Below are 24566 nucleotides of genomic sequence, written 5' to 3' on the forward strand. Positions count from 1 at the left end.
CTGGACAGTGCTTGAATTCAAGGGCGCCGATATCTCCGCTAGCTCGGGCATTGTTATGCATTTGTTCTTGTTCATCAGCGTTTACTATTTTAGGCCCAATTTATTATACCGACGCGCGGCTGCTGATGACGTCAAAGCGGCTAGGCAAATTGATGCGGCCTTCACACCTCGCAATGGGAGAGTATGCATGCTATCGCCCTTCTCTATGTATCACGCATCATACGTATGACTGCGATCAAGGGCTGGATTCAGGAATTTCTTCAAGCTGAAGGGCGAAATTTGGCGGCTCCTGACGGTCGCCCGCTCTATGCCTACAAAATTGAAAGCGCGGAGTTCAGTCGATTGGGCAAGACCCTTGCTTCATGCATAGCCACTAGCGGTTCGAAATACGCATTCGCGCCACTGCATGAAAGGTTATTCGTTCTCTATGCCGCCGAGTGGTGGCGACGTAAATACAGTGGAGGTTCATGGAAGTGGAAAGATGTGTTCGAATCTATCGGCTGGCCGGACCTAGCAGCATTTGAGCGGCAGCAACTAACAGCCAAGGGGTTAAAGTTCTGGGGGAGGGATATATACGTACGTGAGTCCGGTAGCAATGCCTACTTACTATCTCTTGTCACAGAAGGCGGGTTTCCCGTCCGCCTAGTAGAGCGTACCCAGACACATCTCAGTCGCTACTTGAAAGCAATTCTCAGAGACTATGCGAAGTATCGAAATACGACATTAGATATAGAACGAATAGCTGAAAGTCATGATCACCGCTTGCCTTCGGCGTTTCGAAAGCCAGCAGTTTTTAGGCTGGCAGCGGACACGATACGGGCGGTATTCGAGCTTTCGAGCCTAATCGGTGATTCGGCGGATCCGTTCGCTGCGCTTGAGTCTGCAAGTCCAGATTGGAAGGCGCGACTACCGCTGTCGCTCGAGTCTGCTGGTGCGAGGTCATTGGTCAATGGTCTCCTAAGTAATGCGAAGAACTCTCAGAACAAAATTAACAGTCGGATAAGTCTCCAACGACGATTCATACTCTCGGATGATAATAGCTGGATACACGAGGCGACTTTAGAACTACCGCAGGCGTTAACTCTCATGTTTGTAGCGGAACAGCTGGGACTGCCAGAATCCGCAATCCCGAGGCGTATGGAATTGGCTGCGTACACCGAGGGCTCGTTCAATAAAGTGGCCACCATCACTCGTGAGTCTGAGGAGTGTCTGGTATATCCGCATAGTGCGCGTGGTTTGCGATTCACTATAAAGCCAGGCAGTGACCTAACGTGCGTCGTACTTGACTCGTCGAGTGGGCGGCTGGGCGAGCTACCTGTCATCGGAGGATACGGAGTTAATGAAGAGCTTCCTGTCGTATGTTACCGAGACGACGATTCGATTGTCGTTCTAGGTCAAGGCAGCATGAAGACTCGACTCGACCGAGTGCTGGTCTGCATTCCACCTGAATTCAAGAATACGTTAGTTGCTGGTTTGGCTGTGCTGGATATGTCTATAGCAGATCTTCACGAGGGCTGTAGTTGGGTGGAACTCGATGAATCGACGCGATTTCGATCCGAGAAGGGTCTTGAATGCATCGTCACGCTGGGCGCCGCATCGGACAGTTCCGCTGGATGTGTGCTGCGAGGTCAACGAGCACTTATTCATGAATATGGGCCTAGACCGTGCTTTATTGGTGTCCCTAATGTATTCGAGGTTTTTGAAGATCAGATCGTAAGGGTGGATTCCACTTCGGTGCAGTGGCGGCCGACAAAAAAGAGCCACGAGTGGAAGACCGTTTCTGGGAGTCCACCTTGCGGTACGGTAAGAATGCGGGCGTTCAATGGTGACAGCTGCATTTTCTCAACTACGTGTACAGTCCTTCCCGAATCTTTCGCAACAAAAATTGTAGGCGGAACTTCGAGCACGGAAGGCGAGCTAATAGTCAAAGGCGGTGGCGACTGTGATCTCATTCTGGATCCGCACCCTGAAATTAACGGTTCAGTGCAACAAATCGGCGAGGATCAGATTCTAAAGCTCGCAAGCCAACGCCCTTACGCTGGCAAATTCACTCTCAACATGCTTTGGCGAGAAGGTTTCGAATGCAAAATTCTCGTTCCATTTCCAGGTGGCGGGGCCAATTTCGTTGGCGTTGACGGTAGTGCTCTTGAGGACGAGTATCTTCCAGTCAGCGCCTTGGCAACAACATCGGCCATTGCAGTAACGCATGGAAAGAACAGGCAGTGCATCGTTCATGGGGCATTATTAGCGCGAGATATACCAGAGAAAATCACCCGATCTACTCTCGACTTCCATAAAGTTATGGCCGAAGTCTCCGATGGATACTACGAACTAAAACTCATCGAAGTCTACAATTTCGTGAAAGATCTCTTCAGCTATAGCGCCGACCTCGATGCACTTGTCAAATTATGCGTGATAATAAATTCGCAGGTTACTGCGGCGATACGTGTTTCACAGTTTGATTCCCAACTTTCGTTCGACCAATCAAGGAAGATTATTTCGTTACTAGACGCGGCCCAGCGCCCAATTATATCGGACGCTAATATTGGACTAGTCAGCCTTGGCGGCGATGATCTACCTGATCTTCAGGCAATAGACGTATTGTCCGGTGGAGGTGTCGAGTGGTCTGTTAGCGATGAGGACTGTGAGCAGTACGCGTGCTTAGCGACCGTAAGAGGACCAACGGCAAAGAATATTAGGCCATGCGTAGTTCCTGGAGGAAACAATCAGCAAGAAGCTTGCGGCAGCTCTCTGAGTGACGTATGCCTGATCGCTGACACTAGCGAGCGCATTCGTGCGATAGGCTCGTTTTTTGACAGGCTCGCAGGCGACCCGAGTTCAGATTCATGGGGAGATTTGCTCCATGCTGTGGAGCGATTTTCAGATGTGCACCCTGACTCCATCGATATCTACTCCAGTATTATCGACAAACCGAAGATACTGGCAGGACTTTTCGTTCGATCCAGCGCAAAGCACTTTTCTAGTCTCCTGGATCTACAGCACTATTTGCCCTTCCGATGGTGGCAAGTACCGGTTGATGATTTCAGGTCGGCGCTCAAGGAATATTGCACTTTTATTGAACACAACTACAAAGACTACGCTAAAGACTTGCTACAAGGTGTCATTGAGCGGTTCGATCAACTATCCAAAGACACAGTTTTATTTCACCCGATTCGCGCTGAAGTGCTATTTGGTAGCTCTGAAATTCTGTTAGAAACAGACATAGAGCGACTATTCAAAGACGAGCTCGACACGAAACTCCGCAATTTATTGATCTCCACTCATGGCGACTCTCAATGGCCGAACGGTATCACCAGGCAGAACTGGCAATGCCTGCTCAACCCGAATATTCCGTGGCTTAAAGATGGTGGTGTGCATTATCGCCAGACTTATCTGGATGCTGTCATAGCGCAGGCATACAGCGTAGCGAGTGGAATCTATCTTCCACGTGAGTATCGCGCTATCGTCGATGCGGTTCGGCGGTTTGACGAAGATTCATTCGCAAAAATGTTTGAAGTAGCGGTTCCGCTGTTTAGTGCTTATAGAAGACTCGCAAGCGGATAGAGGAATATATACGCATGCATTTCCACCAGGTCTTAGATCAACTAAATCGCCGCGCTTACCGCGCGCTGATTAGTCAGCTAGCATTTCGCAATGATGCGCTAAACTCATACTTGACCCGACGTCTATCTGCGGATGTTGGAAATGATGGTTCGCTACTAGCTGAGCCAGTATTTGAGGCAACGTTCGGCTATGAGTCATCTGGCAGAACATTGCAGTCGCTGTCCGGCGAGCTCTTAAGTCCTAAGCTATTGCACGCGCTCGCTAATGCGCCCAAAGAATACCGCGATTCCTATTCATTCAAACTCACGGTTAAGCCGTATAAGCACCAGCTGGAGGCGTGGGAAACCCTCCTAGCTGACGATTGGAAGTCAATTCTGGTGTCAAGTGGAACAGGATCTGGCAAAACCGAATGTTTCCTAATACCGATACTGAACGAGCTAGCTAATGAGCAAGAATCGATAAATGGCCCGGTCCAAGGTGTGCGAGCTCTTTTTCTTTACCCACTGAATGCCTTAATAAAGAGTCAGCGTGACCGACTTGCAGCGTGGACTGCTCCCTTCGGCGGCGACATCACATTCTGCCTGTACAACGGCGAAACAAAATATACTGTCCCAGAAAAGCTCGAGCAGACCGAGCCGCAACAAGTCAAATCAAGAAAGAGACTTAGAGCGGAACCACCGTCGATCTTGGTAACCAATGCCACCATGCTCGAGTATATGTTGGTCCGGAAGGACGATCAGCCAATTCTAGATGCGTCACAGGGGCAGCTTCGGTGGATAGTTCTTGATGAAGCGCATACTTACGTTGGATCTCAAGCTGCGGAGCTTGCGCTACTCCTCCGTCGCGTAATGATTGCATTTGGCGTTTCCAAGGAACAAATTCGATTAGTAGCAACTTCAGCGACAATTGGCGAAGACACGACGGAAGGCAATCAAAAACTTCAAAAGTTTCTTGCGGATGTGGCGGGCGTTAGTGTTTCGCAGGTGTCTGTAATCAGAGGTAAAAGGCATATTCCTCCGATTCCGAACATTGTTCCAGAGGAACTGACAAGCACAATCGACTCTAGTCGGCTGGATTGGGATACGGCGATTAGGAGCAGAACGACACTCGCAATTCGTCAAGAAATTTCGAAAGAACCACGTTCGATCAGTGAATTAAACGAGTCGATAGGTGGATTGTCCAAAAGCATGACGTCAGCCGAAATGCTGAAACTTCTAGATGCAATAGCTGATTGTCGAGATAAGAATCAACGGTCATTCCTTCCGTTACGTGCTCATGTTTTCCAAAAAACGTTTCCTGGAATATGGGCATGTTGCAATTCTGATTGCAGCGGTCGAAGTGACGAACTCAAGTCCGACGAGTGGGCATTTGGGGCGGTGTACTTTCACCAGCAGGAGTACTGCTCATCTTGTGATGCACCAGTTTTTGAGCTGACCAATTGCGGCAGTTGTGGCACGGAATTTTTAAGAGCTAGCTACAATCCAGTTGGCACTGAGCCTACGTTACGGCAGGGAAAGTCGGATTCTAACATCGATGAATTTCAGTTGGATCAGGAATTTGACGAAGATGACGACGGAGAATCAGGCGTGCGCATCAATCAGTGGCGCCTACTGACGGCGAGTCGTAGCTCTGCGACCGACGACGTTTGCAAGAATTCCCATCTGATCACTGAGGCAGGGAACGGCGATGTGCCGGTTCATATGCTAAGCCCTAACGCAGACAGCGGCAGAGAGGTGCTTCAGTGCAATCACTGTGGCGACCGGGAGAATGGGCGGAAAGTTCTATTCCGACCGAAGCGCTTGGGCGCCCCATTTTTTCTTGGCGATATCATTCCGACCGTCCTTGAACACTGTCCGCCTGGGAAGGGATTGATGGCTCATGGACCGAGTGAGGGACGGCAACTTATCACGTTCACCGATTCACGCCAGGGCACTGCACGCATAGCGGCAAGGCTTCAACAAGACACTGATCGAAACTACGTCCGAAGCATCGTCTACCATGCCGTCGCCCCCGTTCATGGTCAGGAGCATCAACTGGTCGATGTCAACGAGGTTAGGGAGCTAGAAGAGAAATATGAGCAGATTAAGAACGATGCCATCCTTGAACCCATTATCTCCCTAAAACTCGAAGGTCTAAAACAAAAAGCTGCAGTAGCAGGCGAGCGTGAAATCGTTGTCCCAAGCTATTCGTGGGAACAGATAAAATCGCTTCTGACAAAGGATCTAAGCGTAAGTGGCGTAATGCGCAAAAATTTTGGGCAAGTCGGATCGTTTGCGCTAAGTAAGGAGGAATTCGCAGATTACTGCCTCTATCGTGAATTCGCACGACGTCCAAAGCGCGTGGCCCAAAGTGAAGTGCTGGGTCTATCTCAATTGAAGTACACAAACATTGAGAATATTAGTCGTTTGCCGGATAGCTGGGGCGCTCACGGCGGTTCGCTCGAAGAATGGAAAACGTTTCTTGCACTTATTTTTGATCAGTACTTGAGGGCGAACTCGATCATCGATATTCCGGAGAAGTACCAGCGCTGGATGGGAGCGAGAGTTTACTTCAAGTTTGTAAAAGCGCCAGGGGATGACCGTCCATCAACCTCAAAGATCCGCCCGTGGCCACAATGTAGGCCGGGGAGGTTGGCACGTAGTCGGATAGTGGATCTTGTTTTGCATCAGTTCTTGTTGTCACCCGATAGCAAGGAGGATTGTCTGAGAATGGAGCACATTCTCCGGGATGCCTGGGAAGCTGCAAAATCTTCGTTAATTCAATCGTCCAGTGGTTGGCAACTAGATTTGGCAGGAATGAGTGAATTGCAAGGGGTCAGGGATGCCTGGTTCTGTCCATACACGAGGCGAGTTGTATCTCGAGTCCTCTTCGGATACTCCCCATATACGCAGATTAGCGGTGGCATGGCCATTGAAAAAGCAGAGCGAATTCAGATGCCTATTCTGCCGGCTAGATACTGGCAAGAGATGCCTGCCAAATTCGAATCAGCAGATGATTGGCTTGAGTCGGACGCAGCCGTCGAAGCTTTGAGGCAAAAATTCGTATGGCCGAATAGAAGTGATCGAGCTGCAGCGAAAGAAAACTGGTTCGCTATTGGCGAACATTCCGCGCAGCAGAGTAGCTCGCGACTAGATCAATTGGAGGGCGACTTCCGCGCTGGCAAGGTCAACGTCCTTAGTTGCTCAACCACTATGGAAATGGGGGTCGATATTGGCGGCATGGTTGCAATCGTCATGAACAACGTGCCGCCTAGCCAAGCTAACTACTTGCAACGGGCGGGCCGAGCTGGTCGTCGTCAAGAGTCAAGGGCGCTGAGTGTAACGTTGTGCAAGGCTACCGCACATGGAATGGAAGTATTCCGTAACCCAAAGTGGCCATTCGATACTAGCGCCTTGGTTGTGCCATCGGTGCCGTTGGATAGTAAGCCCATCGTGATGCGCCATGTAAATGCTCTGCTGCTGTCGATATGGCTGGCTCAGTTTAACGAGGATATCCCAAAGCTAAACTGCGGGTGGTTTTTCGAATCAGGGGCGCTTGCGCACCAGGCGCGATATGAAGAGTTTTCAGTCTGGGCAGAAACAATAGCAATTGACTCAAACAGCCATGCACTCAATGCGCTCAAAGCGCTTCTGGGCGGCACTGTACTTGGCTCAGCGCCAGCAAAAGAACTAGCAACGATTAGTGTCGCAATGTTAACGACCATTGCAACGAAGTGGCTATCCGAAACATCGATACTCATTCACCAACGAGAATCATTTGCGCAGAACGAAAGCGACCCCGAAAAATCACCGGTAATTAGAGCAATCGATCGTCAGTTAAAACGTGCGCGCGAGGAGTATCTGCTTTCTGACCTCACGACTGCTGGTTATCTGCCGGGGCATGGGTTCCCGTCAGGGATTGTCCCAATGCTAACAACCACCAAGAAAGATTTCCGAAAAGCAATCTCAAGCGATGGCGGTCACCGACAGGATCGCCTGACAATAAAAAGAGGGTCTCCAACGCGAGAACGGTCAGTAGCGATTCGGGAGTTTGCACCCGGCGCCGATATCGTGCTCGATGGTGCTGTCTACCGATCGTCAGGAGTAACTCTCAACTGGCACATTCCCGCAAACGCGGAAGGCCCGCCCGAACATTTGCCTATTAAATGGAGTTGGTTTTGCAAAGAATGTGGTGCGGGCGGTACGTCAATACTAATGCCGACTTTGTGTGCCTGCTGTTTGGAGAAAAACCTGCAATTGCATCAAATTGTCGAACCGAATGGATTCGCCGTAGATTTGTCGTATGAGGCACACAACGACGTTAATAGCCCTACCTACATTCCATTTAGCCCGCCACGAATTAATATCGCCGCCGAGGTGCCGCGACGATTCGCGAATGCGACCCTTGGAGCTTTCAGATACTCCGACTTCGGTAGTGTTCTGACTTATAACGCCGGCCCATCCAGCTGCGGCTATTCATTGTGTCTCTACTGTGGACGAGCTGAGCCACAGGTTGAAGAGGGGAAAGTTCCAGAATCGCTTACTTCGCCGCCGCATTATCGTCTTCGCGGCGGTCGTGCGTCAGAATCCGAGGAACACTGTCCAGGCAATGATAGCGACTGGTCAATTAAGTCGGATCTGTGGTTGGCGGGCGAGGAGGTCACATCTGTTCTTGAGTTGCGGATGTGTGATCCAGTTTCCCAAAAACCAATTCGGTCCGAATCAATGGCCTGGTCAATTGCCTATGCCCTTCGACATGGGCTAGCTCAACGAATTGGAATTGGCTCTCGAGAGATCGGTGTTGCTGTACAGCAGATAAATGATCGAGAGTACGGACTAATAAATGCTATCTACTTGTACGACACTGCCGCATCAGGGGCCGGCTACGTGGCTCAGTTGCCGGAGAACCTGAAGTTTGTGGTTGATTCCGGAATCAAGCTCCTTGATTGTCCCGAAGACTGTGACAGCGCGTGTAACTCCTGCCTGCTTGATTGGGACAGCCAACACCAGTTCGACATTTTGGATCGCACTGTTGCAAAGGAGTTTCTAGAAACATGGTCCAAACACTGCAGCCTTCCCGCGACCCTCAGCAATTTAGGCGATAACTCTAAGGCAGAACTAAAAGGCATTGCAAATGCCATCCGCTCGCATATTTCAACGAATCCGATTGAGGAGTTATTCATATTTCTCTCTCACGATGACGACTGGGACCTGATGAATTTCGATTTCTTGACGGACATAAAATCGTGGTCCACTAAGCCGGTTACAGTAACGGTAGTAACGCCAGTAAATTCATTGAAACAGGTTGAATTAAGCCAGCTACGGTTAGCGTCCGCATTGTCAGACCTTACAGGTGGGAATATTCGGTTCGTCGAAACTGGCGTAGAAAATGAACTGGGCGAGGCCATTCGAATGCTAGCCATTGCAAAGGGCAAGACAAGCCGCTGGTGGGCAGCCAAAGATCCAAGTCTGACACCGGGCGAGACCTGGGGCGAATCCGACGGTGTCCTATTTTCTTTCGATCGTTCAATCGACTTGCCGGTCGAAAGTGTTGATATAGATGCCCTATTGGAATCGAGCCGCTCAACGAATAAAGGAGCAATGCCAGTCGCGATTTCGAATCAATGTGACGGTATTCTCACCGAATTCGGGCAGCGCTTCTGGATACATTTGGAAGAAAATACTGGCATAGTCCTGGCCGACGATGAGGAAATCTCCGAGATTGCTTACCGAGATAGATATCTCCGAACCCCCCTGCACGTTGCGCTACTAAGTCAAATGGTTGTCGGGCTAAAAGCGATGTTTGCCCCAGACATCGCGTTATCTATTGAAACAGCACAGCTCGACAAACCGTGGAACTCAGTGCCTAGGGCGTTCAGCCATAATTGGACCGATCAAGTCGCAAGGGATCAGGTCCTTCGTGAGTTGCTCGAGCGCGTAACTGGTAGGCACGTGGCAGTCAAATGCAGACCAAAGAAGGAAGTGGCTCATAGTCGATTACTGAGCATCAAAACGACTTCTGAGAAATCAATTCAAATTTATCTCGACGAAGGAGTGGGTTGCTGGAGAAGTGGGGGTTTTCAGAACTTTGATTTCGGTACCTCAGTTTCGGCACAGGTTGACCAAATTACTCGTGCCAAAATGCCAGTAGTAATGGCCAACGCAGAGCTAGGTACTCGAGTCTTCATACTAAAGGAATTCCACTAATTAGCAGTTCCCGTTTCGTGAGATCGGGCAAAAGTCCCTTTTTTCATTTTACTATCACACAGCATTAGGAAGCAGACGATGCAAGCCCAGAACCGAAACGTTAAGGACTGGTACGGGATGGTTAGCCGCGGCGAAATCAAGCTACCACGGTTTCAACGTTTCGAGGCATGGGACCGGCATAGAATTGGTAGCTTGTTACAAACAGTGATTAACAACCTTCCGCTGGGCATAACGCTTGTTCTGCAGGTGAACCCGAATGAAGAGAAGTTCGTGTCACGCTTCTTGGAAACAGCTCCAGAAGACGGTCCACGCACGTATGAGCACCTTCTTGACGGCCAACAGAGACTGACAGCGCTGTGGCGGGCATTTCACAACAACTACGAATGGGAAACCTATTATATTTATCTAGAGGAGTTCGACGACTACGAGGGAGATGAAAAGCGAGATGACATGACGATTTTCTGTCGCGGTCGGTACGAGAAGGCAAATGGTCAGAGGTATCCACTGTGGTGTGACGATCCAGGCCAATGTCTTAAGCGCGGTTATATTCCAACGGATCTTTTAAAGCCAGAGGATATCCAAAGCCAAATTGATACTTGGTTGGCCAAAGCAACCGAGGCGAGAAAGCCAGAGGACGATATTAAGGAGCTCGAGAAATTCCTCGAGTTTCGCAAGACGGTAAGCGATCGAATAAGAGATCTCCGTGCTGTAGTCGCCAATTACAATCTGCCATATCTATCGCTGCCAGCATCCACAGACAAGAGCGTTGCATTGGACGTCTTCATTAATATGAATACCAACAGCAAGCCACTCTCCCAATACGATGTAATTGTCGCGGAAGTTGAAAGCGTTCTCGGTCAGTCGCTGCATGACATGCAAGCCGAGTTGGAAGGGCGGCATCCGCAAGTAGCACGCTATGCAGATCTGAGTGATTTGATTCTAACCACGTCTGCACTTTTGCAAGGCCAACTGCCGAATCAGCGTGGGGCCTGGGATATGGACAAACGAAGGCTGGTCGAAAACTGGCGGGTAATGGAACGAGGCTTGAGTCGTATGGCCGATTTTCTGCGTGAAGAAGGGATATACGACCATCGCCGATTGCCGACCAATGCAGTTCTGGCTGTGATCGCAGCCCTCTATTCGGACATTCCCGAGTCTGGTGATAAGCGCGGACAGGATGAACTTCTGCTGAAACGATACGTATGGCACGCGTTTTTCAGTGATCGCTATGAAAATGCTGCGGCAACTTATGCGTTCGCCGACTTCAACGTGTTGAGGGCGTTGATAAGGGGGGAGAAAAGCTCAAGTGGCAAAACGATTTCGGCAAACGATGTCCCAATATTCGCCGATCATGAATTGGCAACAATCGATGAACTACTAAATGCCGACTGGCCCAAACGGGCTTCGATACGCGGCCGGGCTGTCTTCGCAGTGGAATGTCGACTTGGCGCAATGGATTTTTCCACCGGCGAGCGGCTCGACCCTTCGAACATTCAGCAACGTCATTATCATCATATTTATCCGGACTCTCTATTGAAAGAGGCAGAGATAAATAGCTACCTGGCATTGAATTGCGCATTGATATCGGACACAACGAACATGTCGATCGGCCGCAAAGATCCAGTGAAGTATCTGACGGATAGGTATCAGTGGACATCCGAGGAGATCGTTCAAGAGCGACTCCACTCTCACCTAATTCCAGTGCAGGAATTGGCGAACGGAGGATACGAAGGACTGTCGGAGCAGGATAAAGCGCAAAAGCTAAAACGGGACTTCAGTGCGTTCTTAAGACGACGAGCGGAATTAGTTGCGAAAGCGGTTGAGTTGTTATTGGAGGGGCGCCAGTTAAGCGCATCTGTTCTGTTCAAATAAAAGACACACTTGTGCGCCAATTCTCACTTGTAGCTTTGCTATGTAGGCATCTAATCCCAATGTTGGTAGTATTTGCCAGTATTCCGACCGCGAATATAGATCGGGAACAAAACCAAAAGAATCAGCCCGAGAGGGGAGCTGGCGGGGACATACTTCCAGTCATGTAGGTTTACCAGCTGATGTGATGCAGTGACTGAATCTAGTTGCGAGCTTACAGTTTCTTTTCGTGGCCAAAATTCGAACAACAGAACGGCTGCACCAATTTGATGGAAACGCAATTTTATCCAGGGGCCCGTGTCGAGATACGCGACGCGGAATGGCGCGTACGCCGTGTTGATCATAGTTCCGATGGTGGCTACGTTCTAACCTGCGAGGGCTTGTCCGAATTGGTTCGCGGTCGTGAGGCACTGTTCCTGAGCAAGCTGGAAGCTGTTCGCGAGCTGGATCCAAGAGAAACCGACCTTGCCGAAGACACATCCCGCAACTTCGGTGCAAGTCTTCTCTATATCGACTCGATGCTTAGAAAAACTGCGCCATCCGACGAGCGCATTCATCTCGGTCACCTCGCAGCAATGGATAGGCTCGATTTCCAGCTACAGCCTACCTTACAAGCACTAAAGCAGCCTCGGCAGCGCATTCTGATCGCCGACGCCGTCGGCCTTGGCAAAACACTTGAAGCTGGCATGCTCGTTAGCGAGCTAATAGCGCGTGGCCGCGGCAAGCGCGTTCTCGTACTGGCTGTGAAGTCTATGCTTACGCAGTTTCAACAAGAGTTATGGAACCGCTTCACGATTCCTCTGGTGCGGCTGGATTCCGTAGGGCTCCAACGCGTGCGCAACCGCATTCCAGCTAACCACAATCCGTTTCATTACTTCGACCGATCGATAATCTCGATCGACACGCTCAAGCAAAACATCGAGTATCGCCACCACCTCGAGCAAGCCTATTGGGACATTATCATTATCGACGAGGCGCACAACGTCGCCGAGCGCGGTAGTAACTCCCAGCGCTCGCGCCTCGCCAAGCTTTTGTCAACACGCTCGGATACGCTGATCATGCTGTCGGCTACACCGCATGACGGCAAGCCGGAAAGTTTTGCAAGCTTGGTCAACATGCTGGATCCCACCGCGATTGCCAACCCACGCGACTATGCCCAAGAGGACTACCGTGACAAAGGCTTGGTGATTAGACGATTCAAGAAGGACGTCAAGCGCGAACTGTTTGGCAACTTCCCTGAGCGTGAGATTGCTGTCGCCAAAGCCCCTGCAAGCGATATAGAAGAGGAGGTCTACGAACGGCTAATGGACGTTTCTTTTCACTCGCTCGATGGTCGCGGCCAAGGTGCCGGCCAACTCTTCCGTACAACGCTGGAGAAGTCGTTGTTTTCCAGCCCGGCAGCATGCTTGTCGACCGTGCGCAATCGCATGACTCGATTGGAGAAGCGAATCAAGCAGGTGCGGGACGGCGAGCTACAGACGGAATTGATCGAGGACCTCGACACCCTGCAGGGGCTCGAGCTAGCTCTTACGGCAGTAACGCGAGAAAGCTTCAGTAAATATCAGCTATTGCTCGAGCAGCTATCGAGTGACGAGTTTGGTTGGAATCCGAAGAATTCTGACGATCGCTTAGTAATCTTCACAGAAAGTCTCCGAACTCTGGAGTTTCTCCAAGAAAACCTACCGAAAGACATGAAGTTGAAGAATAACCAGGCAGCGATTCTTCGTGGCGACATGAGAGACAAGGAGCTGATGGAAGTCGTCGAAGATTTCGGCCGCGGCGAGAGTCCTATCCGACTATTGATCTGCTCGGATGTCGCTTCAGAAGGCATTAACTTGCATCACATGAGTCATCGCCTCGTACACTTCGACGTGCCTTGGTCGCTGATGGTGTTTCAGCAACGCAATGGACGCATTGATCGTTACGGGCAAAAGCATGAGCCGAAAATTCGGTATTTGATGACCGAAAGCAAGCACCCGAAAGTCCGCGGTGACCAACGCATCCTGGAGGTGTTAATCGAAAAAGACTCGCAGGCTGGAAAAAATATTGGAGACCCGTCGGAATTTCTCGGGCTCTATGATCAGGATGCTGAAGAAGAGAAAGTGGCCGAGGCTATCGAGAATGACGATTCCAGTGATGCCTGGGCCGTGTTCGAAGCATTGATGGAGACCCAGATTAATGCGAGCGAAAATCCGCTGGACAAATTCATTCCGGAAAACGGTGTCGCAGAACCAGCTGAGAGCATTAGCCGCCTATCACGAGTTTTCCCTGACGGACTCGCTTACGCCAAAGCAGCGCTGGTCTGGTTCGCCGAAAAAGGTGAGCGTTTGAGCGGCAAGGTGGAAGGCAAGGTACTAAGCTTGGATGCGCCGGATGATCTTCGTCAACGCCTGGCTTACTTACCCAGAGAGATTCGGCCTGAAAGTGATCATTTCGTACTAACCACGGACAAGAGCATTGTTGACAGCGCGGTTCGCGAGTCGCGACAGCAGGAAGAGTCAGCGTGGCCGTCGATTCATTATCTTTGGCCGTTGCATCCGGTGATGGAATGGCTGTCAGATCGCGTGTTGAATGCATTCGGCCGACATACAGCGCCCGTACTTCGACTTCCAGGGAAACTAGAAAAGGATGAGCACATTGTCCTCATCTACGGTGGCTTCCCGAATCGGCGGGGGCACGTTTTGGTGCAATCATGGATCGGCGCCTGCTTGAAAGGAGAGTTGGTAACCGACTTGCTCGATTGGCACCAAGTTCAAAAGCGGTTGGATCTAAAGCCAGGCGCATTGCCAAACCCCGCTCGGGAAGGAAGCCGTGAGGAGCTTCAGGCGCTACTTCCGGCTGCCGTCATTGCCGCCCAAGAAAGGCTAAAAATGACGCGCGATGATTTCGAAACGGCGCGTGCAAGCAAATTAAAGGCGCAACGCGATTCGCTCGATGCGCTGAAGTCCAAGCATCAACAACAGCTAACGCTTGAGCTTGACCAATCACGGCAGCCCGACACCATCAAGAAGCGACGCCGCGAAGAGCGCTTGAATGAGATCGATCGAATTTTCCGCGATAACAGTGACTGGCTGGATAACACGCAAATACTTGAGGACGAGCCATTTATCCAGGTTGCGGCAGTCTTCACGGGGGCCAGCGACTGATGGTGGCTACTGATGTTGAGGCAGGGCAGCAGTTTATAAGGAACATAGTTGTTCCAGCTGACGTCGTGGCTGGCTTAGGCATTGCCGAACGGTCCTTCCTGGCGTCTTGTCTCGCTGTATTCGATGAAGCCAAAATACTTGCGCATGTCGATAAACTTGGCCGGGCGTCTGTCGAAAGACTCAGCAAGATTTCGCCAGTTGAATTACCCAAAATCTGGTCAAAAGTCGAGAATGCCCAAGACAGGTGGTTGTCTTCCTCATTGTCTGACGCGCAGTTGCGCCTACTGGTCTGGATCCAGTTGCGCGATGCTTTCGGCTTGCAACCAAAGTTGGCAGCCTCTCTGTACGGCTGCGGTTTACTGGCAGATGATCTCGTCGGTGCCTTGCTCGCCAGTTCGCGGCCAAAGGCAGGGCGCGAGTTCAAGCTGGGCCCAATTCGCATTGGCGGTGCCCGAGATAAGAATACGGCGCCAGCGACCTTTAACGATGTTGTTCGCACTGTACTTCAGGAGTTCTCGGAGCAAGCGGCAAGTATCGATATTGACCAGCTTGATTCCGAAACGCGAAACGCTGCTTTGTCGGGTGCACGAAAGGCATTCGCCAGCATGTCGGAGGAGGCTCGTTCGCGTTTGATGAATGAGCTTGGGGTTGAGTCAGTAAACGATGAAGCAATACTGAAGGCAGTACTCGCAGGCGGCGGTCTCACGGCTGTTAGCGGCGGGGTAGCGGCGAGCGGATTCTCGGCGTATATCCTGGCTGCGCAAGCGTCCGCGATTATCCCTCTCGTTGGCGGACAGACGCTGGTATCCCTATTAGCGGTCGTAGCCAATCCTGTGTTCGCGGCTCTCGCTTTCGGTGGCATCGCCTGGAAATTGGTAGGCTCCGCGTCCGACAAAAACCGAATCGCCATTGCTACGCGTTTCATTGCGCTCCTGGCTCTAATGGGTTCTGGCGCGCGAAACCCAGGTATTGCGGCTTTCTTGCGGGCGACTTCTGCAGCCCGAGGCCTGAACGCCGAGCCGGGCGCAAGGAGTCGTCGAGCCGACGCGTACCGCGAAGAATGGGCATTGGTCGATCAAGCTTTTCCCCAATTGGCGACGGAATACACTCAACCGGATTCCGTCTGGTCCCGTCCGGTTGTTTTCGCTGCGGACAACCAACGAGAAACATCGTCTAGTGGTGAAGGCGGCATGGGTCTGGCTACCGCACTGACCCTTGGTGATGTTCTGTACCAAATGGCCGCACTGGATCCAACGGTTATCAAGGCGGCAGACTTTTCCTACATCAAAGACATCGACGGGCCAGTGGATTTCGCTCAGCTGGTTGCTGGCTTTCCTGCTGAAGGCAGTGCGCTTGTCGGTACTTTGGCACGACTGAAGGGCTACGTTGCAGAACAGGCTGTCGCCGCGGAACTCATAAACGCAGGTCACGCCGTTTCACTACCGGAATCGGCAAGTGAGCCGGGCTGGGATTTGCTCGTAGATGGGCAGCGAATGCAAGTGAAGTTTCACGATTCGGCGAGCGGCATTTCAGAACATTTTTCCAAGTACGACTATCCGGTCATTGCTAACAGTGAGCTGGCCGGACATGTGCCCTCTGAACTAGCGGATCACGTTTTCTTTATTGATGGGCTGAGCAATGAGGTCGTAACGACGGTCACCGAGCGCACGGCCGAGATCGCGCAAGATTTGCAGACCCCGAATAGCCTGTTTCTTGGCTATGCCATCAGCGCGTGCCGTGCCGGATACGCCCTCTACGACGGACACATTACATTGGCACAGGCTACTGAACAGGTATTGCGTGAAGGCACTGTGCGCTCTGGGCTGGCTGTCGTTGGTCACTTCGTCGGGGGAGGCGCCGGGTTGCTCTTGTTCGGTCCGGCCGGCGCGATAATTCTCGGCTATGCCGGCCCGGTGTTTGCCCAGGGTTTCACCGGTCGAGCAGCCCAAGCGGCGGAACATGCGATGACCAGTGATGAATCCCGTCGGTGGGAGGCGGCGTGCCACGAGGCAATCGATGCCTGGCACGAGACGTTGCAAAAGTCTTTGGATCATAAACGCAGCCAGTACGAGCAAAAGATAACCGCATTGCCTCACGGCGATGTTGCTCATCACGTCCGCGGCCGGATCCAGGATCAACTACTGCACGTCAACGAGTGCGAAGCGCGCCTGATGCGCATCGGATCTCAATCACTACCGGATGTAGAGCAGCGTCTCCTGGAAACGGGTCGCTGGCTGGGTATTGCCGCGGTGCACCCTGCCACGTATCAGCCAGAGTTGCGCCGAGTCTCTAATTTGATAACAGAAAGACCTCGTCTTGTTGATAAGGCTAAGGTCGCTTCAGCAGTGGCGATTGAAAAACTGCGCGGACATCTGCGCAGCATCCGCCCTGACGTAACAGTTGATTCGACAGTCAAGCGAAATCAGGACTAACACGTTATCCAACAGGAACGAGCCAAAAAGTGAACCTCCACGGCATCATCAATGAAAATGAGTTTTACTCAGACCACTACCTGGCGGAGATATTTTCTGGCGACATCCGTGGTGTGCTGGAGGACTGGCAGACTCGCGAAACTGCGGAACGTGAAAGTTCAAGAACTAGCAAGACCTACCGTGGTTATCGCACGCCACCGAATGAGCTCAGCCGACAGGCGCGCGACATCTTGCAGCGTATTGAGGAAGTCGAAAAGCAGCGTCGCCCGGACGAACGGCTGGAGCTCATTCGCAGCTTGAACCAACGATTGCTAAACGTCTTTGATCTGCCTTGCCAGCCCGAGCAGCGCGCACTGGAAGAAGATACAGTGCTACCGCTGCTTGGCGAACTGCGATCGGCGCAGGGCGATCCGGTCTTGTGGATACTGGAATCGATACCGGCTATTGGTGACGAGCCTGACCAGGGCCCCCTGAGCCTGCCAGTTCTCCCTGAGCAATTGCAGGGTCTTGCCGAAACTACCGGGCAAAAAGAGCCAGCCGACTGGCAAAAGCTACTAAGCCGCCAAGTATTCAGCCAGCCTCATCCGCCACGCTGGGTCCTATTGGTCAATCCACGCCAGTGGATACTGCTGGATCGTTCGAAATTTGCCCAACACCGGCTGCTGCGCTTTGACTGGGTGGACCTGTTCAGTCGGCGCGAACTGGATTCGCTCAAAGCTGCCAGCGTGTTATTGCACCGGGACTCTCTTCAAGACAGCCAGGGCCAGGCGCTACTGGACACTCTCGATGAAAACGCACACAAGCACGCCTACGCCGTTTCCGAGGACCTTAAATACGCACTGCGCGAGTGTATAGAGCTGCTTGGCAACGAAGCGGCGCAGCAACTAGAAACCCGTGCCCGCCAACAAAGCAAGAGCATCTACTCCGGTCGTGAGGCGTTGGACCCCGCTGAACTCAGTCTCGAGTGCTTGCGTTACATGTACCGGCTGTTATTTCTTTTCTATATCGAATCCCGTCCGGAGCTGGGCTACGCACCGGTCACAAGCGAGACCTACCTAAAAGGTTACTCGCTAGAGCACTTGCGCGAGATGGAGCTGGTGCCCTTGACCAGTGAAGCAGAGCGCAATGGCCGCTACTTGCACGATAGCCTGAGTACGCTGTTCCGCCTTGTCAACGAGGGCTACACCACTAATCAGGATCTGCTGGCCGGCGAGACCCGCCAGACCGGACGCGATGCGTTTGAGCTATATGCATTGAAGAGCCACCTGTTCGATCCCGAGCGAACCCGCAACATTGATCGTGTGGTGTTCCCCAATCACTTGCTGCAGCAGGTCGTCCGACTGATGTCCTTGTCACGCCCGGCCAAAGGGCGCAAACGCCGCGGCCGCATTTCCTATGCACAGCTAGGAATCAACCAACTTGGTGCTGTGTACGAGGCGCTGCTGAGTTATCGGGGATTCTTCGCCACCTCAGATCTTTACGAGGTCAAGCCCGCCAAGGAAAACTGGGATCCACTCAAGACTGGCTACTTTGTGTCCGCCGAAGCGCTCGCACAATACAAGGAGGAAGAAAAGGTCTATGTCAAAGATGAGGCCGGACACAAAAAATTGCGCATGTACCCAAAAGGCAGTTTCATCTATCGCCTCGCTGGCCGCGACCGGCAAAAATCCGCGTCCTACTACACGCCGGAAGTCCTTACCCGCAGCCTGGTCAAGTATTCGTTAAAGGAGCTCTATAAGGAGCAGCTTGAATCCCTGCCGGATGACGAGGCGCGCGCCGCGAAAATACTGGAGCTCACAGTATGTGAGCCCGCTATGGGCAGCGCTGCATTTCTTAATGAGGCCATCAATCAACTATCCGACAAGTACCTTGAGCTGGTTCAGTCGGCGAGAGGCGAGCGTATTCCTCAACACGACTACGCTCGGGAAAAACAAAAGGTAAAAATGTACCTCGCTGACAACAACGTGTTTGGCGTGGACCTGAACCCTGTCGCGGTCGAGTTGGCCGAGGTCTCACTTTGGCTGAACGCGCTAAGTGCCGATCGCTTTGTGCCTTGGTTCGGTCTGCAGCTGCACCACGGTAACTCGCTGATTGGTGCCCGTCGCGAATATTTCACGAAGGGGCAACTCACCCACACGAAAGACGGTAGCTGGCTGAACTCCGCCCCAGAGCGCTTGCCACTCGGGCAGGAGCGTAAAGAAGGACAAATCTGGCACTTCCTGCTGCCCGACAGCGGCATGGCCCACTACAACGACAAAGAAGTGAAGGCGGTCTACCCGCAGCAGATCAAGCTTATCAACACTTGGCGCAAGAACTTCACCAAGGCATTCGATAAGGAAGATATTTCGCGTCTTGAGAAGTTGAGTGCGCGCGTATCAGAACTATGGGATGAACATGCCCGCAGCCAGGCGGACCTGCGCCGTCGTACCACGGATCCCTACGCTATCCTCGGCCACGAATCTACGGGTGCGGCAACGAGCCTTTCGTTCAAGGATACGGCGTTAGATCAAGAGCTGCTTGCCAGTAAACTGGAAAATGCTAGTGCGTACCGTCGTCTTAAACTGGCAATGGACTATTGGTGCGCGCTGTGGTTTTGGCCAATCGCCGACGGAGCGGAGCTGCCGGAACGGGACGAATGGCTGAGTGATTTGGAAAATTTGCTATTGGGTGACGTCGTAGCGACCGAACGGGTCGGGCAAACCGTCAGCCTGTTCGCAGAAACCAATCCGGAGGAAGGGAAACGCTTTGTCAACAAGTATGGGGTCGTCAATTTTAGAACGTTGTTCAAGGCATTTCCACGACTGCGGAAAGCTAACTCGATTGCCCGGCAACGACGTTTTTTCCACTGGGAGCTAGCATTTGCCGATATCTTTAAAACGTACGGCGGGTTCGATCTTATTCTTGGGAACCCGCCCTGGATCAAGGTTGAATGGAACAGTGGTGACGTATTGGGTGATTACGAACCACGTTTCATCTTGCGTAAGCAATCCGCGACTCAGCTAGCGAAACTACGCGAGGAAACGTTCGAGCGAATTCCGGAATTGAAGCGAGGTTGGACTGAGGAATTTGAGGAGTCTGAGGGAACGCAAAATTATCTGAATGCTACAGCCAATTATTCAGAGCTGCGTGGAACCCAGACTAATCTGTATAAGTGTTTTCTTCCTCGAGCGTGGGCTAATTCGTCAGACTTCGGCGTTAGCGGTTTTCTCCATCCGGAAGGCGTCTATGATGATCCGAAGGGCGGGTTACTGCGACGGCAAATCTATCCCCGCCTGCGCTATCACTTTCAGTTTCACAATGAGTTAGATCTCTTCGCCGAGGTTCATCACGCAACAATCTATAGCTCCAACATCTATGGGCCGATCAAGAGCGAAGTGAGCTTTAGTGCTATTGCTAACCTCTTTATTCCCTCAACGATCGATATTTCATATGAACATGACGGCTCTGGGGAAACTCCAGGAATTAAAGAACAGGTTACCGCAAATAGTGGAAATGTTCGCTACGTATGGTGTACCAGCGGCCACCGAGACAGGGTCATCAACATTACCGAACGCGAGCTGGCTCTGTTCGCAAAGCTCTACGACGAACCGGGAACCGATCCTCTTGAAGCCCGCCTGCCCGCACTGCATGCCCGACAGCTTATCGGTGTGTTAGAGAAGTTTGCAGCACAACCGAAGCGACTTGGCGATTTGAAGGGGGAGTATCTGTCACTTGAAATGTGGCATGAGACTAATGCGCAGAAAGAAGGCACGATCAAGCGCGAAACCCGATTTCCGAAATCAGCGGAAGAGTGGGTGCTTTCAGGGCCACATTTCTTCGTCGGTAGTCCGTTCTACAAAACACCACGCGCCGCGTGCACCCAGAATAGTCATTACGATGTACTGGACCTCGCAAGCCTTCCAGACGACTATCTTCCGCGAACAAATTACTTCCCTGCCTGTGATCATGATACTTACCTTGCTAGATCTCCGACTGTGCCGTGGGTAGGCGAGGGCGCAACAATGCAACGGCGAGTAACCGAGCACTACCGTTGGGTGAATCGACGTATGTTTGGCGGTTCAGCGGAACGATCCTTGATTGGTTGCATCGTCCCGCCGAGTGTGGCGCACATCCATCCGGTCTTGTCGACTACGTTTCGTGATCCGCGCGTCTTGTTAGGGTTCGCGGCGGGGTGTTTTTCCATTGTTTCAGACTTTTTTCTCAGAACAACTGGGAAATCTGATGTTTATGAGTCGACCTTGCGAAATCTACCGTATTTCTTACGTGGCGAAATGGAGGCACGCGTACTTGCATTAGTTTGCCTAACTTCTCACTACGCAGATCTTTGGCAAAGCTGCTGGACGCCCAATTTTAGGAATGAAGGATGGTCAATTGAGCCCGACCGAAAGGATGATCAATGCGAATGTTTCTTCGATTACAAATTTTCAGAAACCACGAAATCATGGGACCGTCGATGGGGGCTTCGGATTGATCTTCTGCGCCGCCAAGCGCTCTTAGAGATCGATGTGTTGGTTGCTCAGGCACTCGGGTTAATTCTTGAAGAGCTTCTTACGGTATATCGTGTGCAGTTTCCGGTTATGCGCCAATATGAGGCCGAAACTTATTACGACCAAAAAGGCCGCATAGTCTTTACGCCAAGCAAGGGGCTCACCGGCGTAGGCCTTCCGCGCAAGGCTCGAAAAGCGGATTTGAAAGACGGTATCCGCTACGACATTACGACGAAAGATCGAGATGAACAGGGTATTGCGCTCGGCTGGGAAGATATACGTTCACTCGAAGAAGGAGTGGTTACCAAGACCTTCATGGACGACACACTGCCGGGCGGCCCCGTCGAAGGCACCGTCGAGTACCACGCGCCCTTTTTTAAACCGGATCGTGAGCAAGATTACGCCACGGCCTGGGAATTCTTCGAGAATAACAAATAGATAGGAAGCACACATGATGTCACCTGCGTCACTCGTTGAGTCCTTCTTAGGTTGGATGTCTAGCCATTCGGTAACCAATGCATTCTTGGTGGGAATTTTCCTCGTGTTTGTCTACGCGCTGCGCTGCATGAAGCAGGGAAAGCATGAAGGGTTAGTTCACTACGCACCAAACTTGCTGACCACGCTCGGCATTCTCGGCACCTTTATTGGTATTGTAATGGGCTTGCTCGATTTCGATGTTGACAATATCAATGGGAGTATTGGGCCGCTGCTAGGAGGCCTTAAGACGGCATTCATTACCAGCCTCGTCGGCATGTCCATGGCAATCATATTCAAAGTGATTGATAGCGGCGGTTTTCTTCGTCCGGTCAGTCAGGCGGAAACGCCTGAGGTAGTAGGGCCAGAGCATATCTTCGCCGAGCTGAAGGGGCAGCGTGCAGCGATGGACCGGTTGGTGAATTCAATCGTCGGCGATGAGGACGGTACATTGATCAGCCAGGTGCGCCTACTGCGTAGTGACCGCCGTGACGATGCAAATGAGATGAAGGCTCTGCAGAAGGAGCAAGCTGGGTATCAACAAGCTTTGGCCGAGGCATCTAAGCTTCACGACGATCGGTTCCTGGAGTTCCGGGCGGGTCTCTGGCAGAAGCTCGATGAGTTCGCCGAAATGATGTCGAAGTCCGCCACCGAGCAGGTCATCGAGGCATTGCGTGAAGTCATTTCGGACTTTAACCGCAATCTAACAGAGCAGTTTGGCGAAAATTTCCAAGCGCTGAATGCAGCCGTAGAAAAACTAGTTGAATGGCAAGAGAACTACCGTGTACAGCTGCAGCAGATGGGTGAGCAGTATGCGCAGGGCGTTCAGGCTATCACTCAGACGGAATCTTCAGTTGCACACATCAGCGAAGAGTCGAAGCAGATCCCGGTTGCCATGGGCGAGTTGAAAACGGTACTGAATACCACGCAGCACCAGCTCGGCGAACTCGAGAGGCACCTGGTGACCTTCCGCGATATGCGGGACAAGGCGGTAGAAGCTGTGCCGGAAATCAAGCAACAAATGGATGCCATGGTCAAAGACGTTTCTTCAGCAGTAAAAGGTGCCGGCGAACAAATCATGACGAGTGGGCAGCAGGTTCACCAATCTCTGGTGGAAGGGGCCCAGGAGTTTACTGATCGTGTTCAACAGACCAATGCAGCGATGATGAATGCGTCGACTGACCTGGCCAACCACAGTGAACAGATTCGGTCGCAGTTGCAGGATACGTTCAAGGATGTGAATGAACACGCACGCAACATGATTAAGTCACTTGTAGAGTCGAACGATATGGTTGCTGGCAATATCCTCGATAGCCAGACCAAGGTGGAAGACGCGCTAAAGCAAATGCAGAACCGACTCGAAAGCGTGATGGAGGATATTTATCGGGCACAAACCAATGCCATGCAGAGGTCGTTCACTGCTGTTGAGGACGAACTACGGAGCACTGCGGTACGTACTGGCGAAGTTGTTACCGGCCAACTTGAAGCTATGGACAAGGCTATGCAAGACGAGCTGATCCGCGTCATGTCCGAGTTAGGCGGGCACTTAGCGTCGATTACAAGGCGGTTTACTGAAGACTATCAGGGGCTCACCAATCAGATGGCTCAGGTGGTTGGCCAGGTGCGGCGTGTGGCGGAGCCTCCGTCGGAACGCTATGGAGCCGATAGCTAATGCCGCATGTGAGCAAGATATTCGGGCCAACCAAATCGGGCGGTGAAGGCGAGGGGGCTCATTGGTTGTCGGTATCCGACCTCATGGCCGGCCTGATGATGGTGTTCCTATTTATTGCAATTGCATTGATGCAGGACGCGTTCAAGGAACGTGATCGGGTGACAGAGATTGCGGTTGCCTACCAGGAAAATCAGGTGGCCATATACGATGCGCTAGAAAGTGAGTTCGAGGATGACCTCCCTAAGTGGGATGCCTCCATCGATCGAGATACGCTCGCTTTTGAGTTTCATGCGCCGGATGTTTTGTTCGAACGCGGTGAGACTGAGTTGCGGCAACCCTTTCGACTGATATTGGATGATTTTTTCCCGCGCTATCTTGAGGTTCTTCGTGGATTCAAGGGATCCGTAAACGAGATACGGATCGAGGGCCACACCAGCAGTCTTTGGAGAGGTGCGGCGTCCGATTCGTTGGCCTATTTCAACAATATGGCCCTTTCGCAGGGGCGAACTCGTTCGGTGTTGAACTACGTGTACGGGCTGACCAAGGATAATGAGGATCGCCTCTGGGTGAAGTCTGCATTCGCGGCCGTTGGATTTTCATCATCTCGTCCGGTGCCGAGTCCGACCGGCGAAGAAGATGTTGAACGCTCACGTCGAGTAACATTTCGCGTTATTACCAATGCTGAAACCCAGATTCGCAAGATTCTGGAGGACGCGTAGCCTTGCGTCTGGATCTAA

The 24566-nt window shown here is 51.9% G+C and carries 8 protein-coding genes; all 8 read left to right on the forward strand.

Annotation, left to right across the window (positions count from 1 at the left end; genetic code table 11):
- Window positions 1–225 precede the first annotated feature (225 nt).
- The gene (locus AC0L8N_RS14695) at window positions 226–3564 is read left to right on the forward strand and encodes an STY4851/ECs_5259 family protein (protein ID WP_473668487.1); all 3339 of its coding nucleotides are present in this window, start codon (window positions 226–228) and stop codon (window positions 3562–3564) included.
- Window positions 3565–3578: 14 nt separating this feature from the next.
- On the forward strand, window positions 3579–9749 hold the full coding sequence (locus AC0L8N_RS14700) for a DEAD/DEAH box helicase (RefSeq protein WP_473668489.1): 6171 nt from the start codon (window positions 3579–3581) through the stop codon (window positions 9747–9749).
- A 78-nt stretch (window positions 9750–9827) separates the two neighbouring features.
- Window positions 9828–11621: a GmrSD restriction endonuclease domain-containing protein gene (locus AC0L8N_RS14705; protein WP_473668491.1), complete on the forward strand. Its 1794-nt coding sequence runs from the start codon at window positions 9828–9830 to the stop codon at window positions 11619–11621.
- A 266-nt stretch (window positions 11622–11887) separates the two neighbouring features.
- Window positions 11888–14764, forward strand: coding sequence for an SNF2-related protein (locus AC0L8N_RS14710; RefSeq protein ID WP_473668493.1), 2877 nt, complete (start codon window positions 11888–11890; stop codon window positions 14762–14764).
- Window positions 14764–17196 (forward strand): hypothetical protein, encoded by a 2433-nt coding sequence (locus AC0L8N_RS14715; RefSeq protein ID WP_473668495.1) that lies wholly within the window; start codon window positions 14764–14766, stop codon window positions 17194–17196. Before AC0L8N_RS14710 ends, AC0L8N_RS14715 begins: the two co-directional genes overlap by 1 nt.
- 29 nt (window positions 17197–17225) lie before the next feature.
- A complete protein-coding gene (locus AC0L8N_RS14720; RefSeq protein WP_473668496.1) occupies window positions 17226–22121 on the forward strand; it encodes an Eco57I restriction-modification methylase domain-containing protein in 4896 nt (1631 codons plus the stop codon).
- Between the two features lie 13 nt (window positions 22122–22134).
- Window positions 22135–23829, forward strand: a complete 1695-nt coding sequence (locus AC0L8N_RS14725; protein WP_473668498.1) for a MotA/TolQ/ExbB proton channel family protein — start codon at window positions 22135–22137, stop codon at window positions 23827–23829.
- An 8-nt stretch (window positions 23830–23837) separates the two neighbouring features.
- Window positions 23838–24548 (forward strand): OmpA/MotB family protein, encoded by a 711-nt coding sequence (locus tag AC0L8N_RS14730; protein WP_473668500.1) that lies wholly within the window; start codon window positions 23838–23840, stop codon window positions 24546–24548.
- The last annotated feature ends 18 nt before the right edge of the window (window positions 24549–24566 follow it).

The sequence above is a fragment of the Woeseia sp. D3-10 genome (assembly GCF_055809415.1).

Coding starts and splice junctions, on each gene's coding strand:
- AC0L8N_RS14700 (WP_473668489.1), top strand. CDS start 3,579: ATGCATTTCCACCAGGTCTTAGATCAACTAAATCGCCGCGCTTACCGC.
- AC0L8N_RS14705 (WP_473668491.1), top strand. CDS start 9,828: ATGCAAGCCCAGAACCGAAACGTTAAGGACTGGTACGGGATGGTTAGC.
- AC0L8N_RS14715 (WP_473668495.1), top strand. CDS start 14,764: ATGGTGGCTACTGATGTTGAGGCAGGGCAGCAGTTTATAAGGAACATA.
- AC0L8N_RS14710 (WP_473668493.1), top strand. CDS start 11,888: ATGGAAACGCAATTTTATCCAGGGGCCCGTGTCGAGATACGCGACGCG.
- AC0L8N_RS14725 (WP_473668498.1), top strand. CDS start 22,135: ATGATGTCACCTGCGTCACTCGTTGAGTCCTTCTTAGGTTGGATGTCT.
- AC0L8N_RS14695 (WP_473668487.1), top strand. CDS start 226: ATGACTGCGATCAAGGGCTGGATTCAGGAATTTCTTCAAGCTGAAGGG.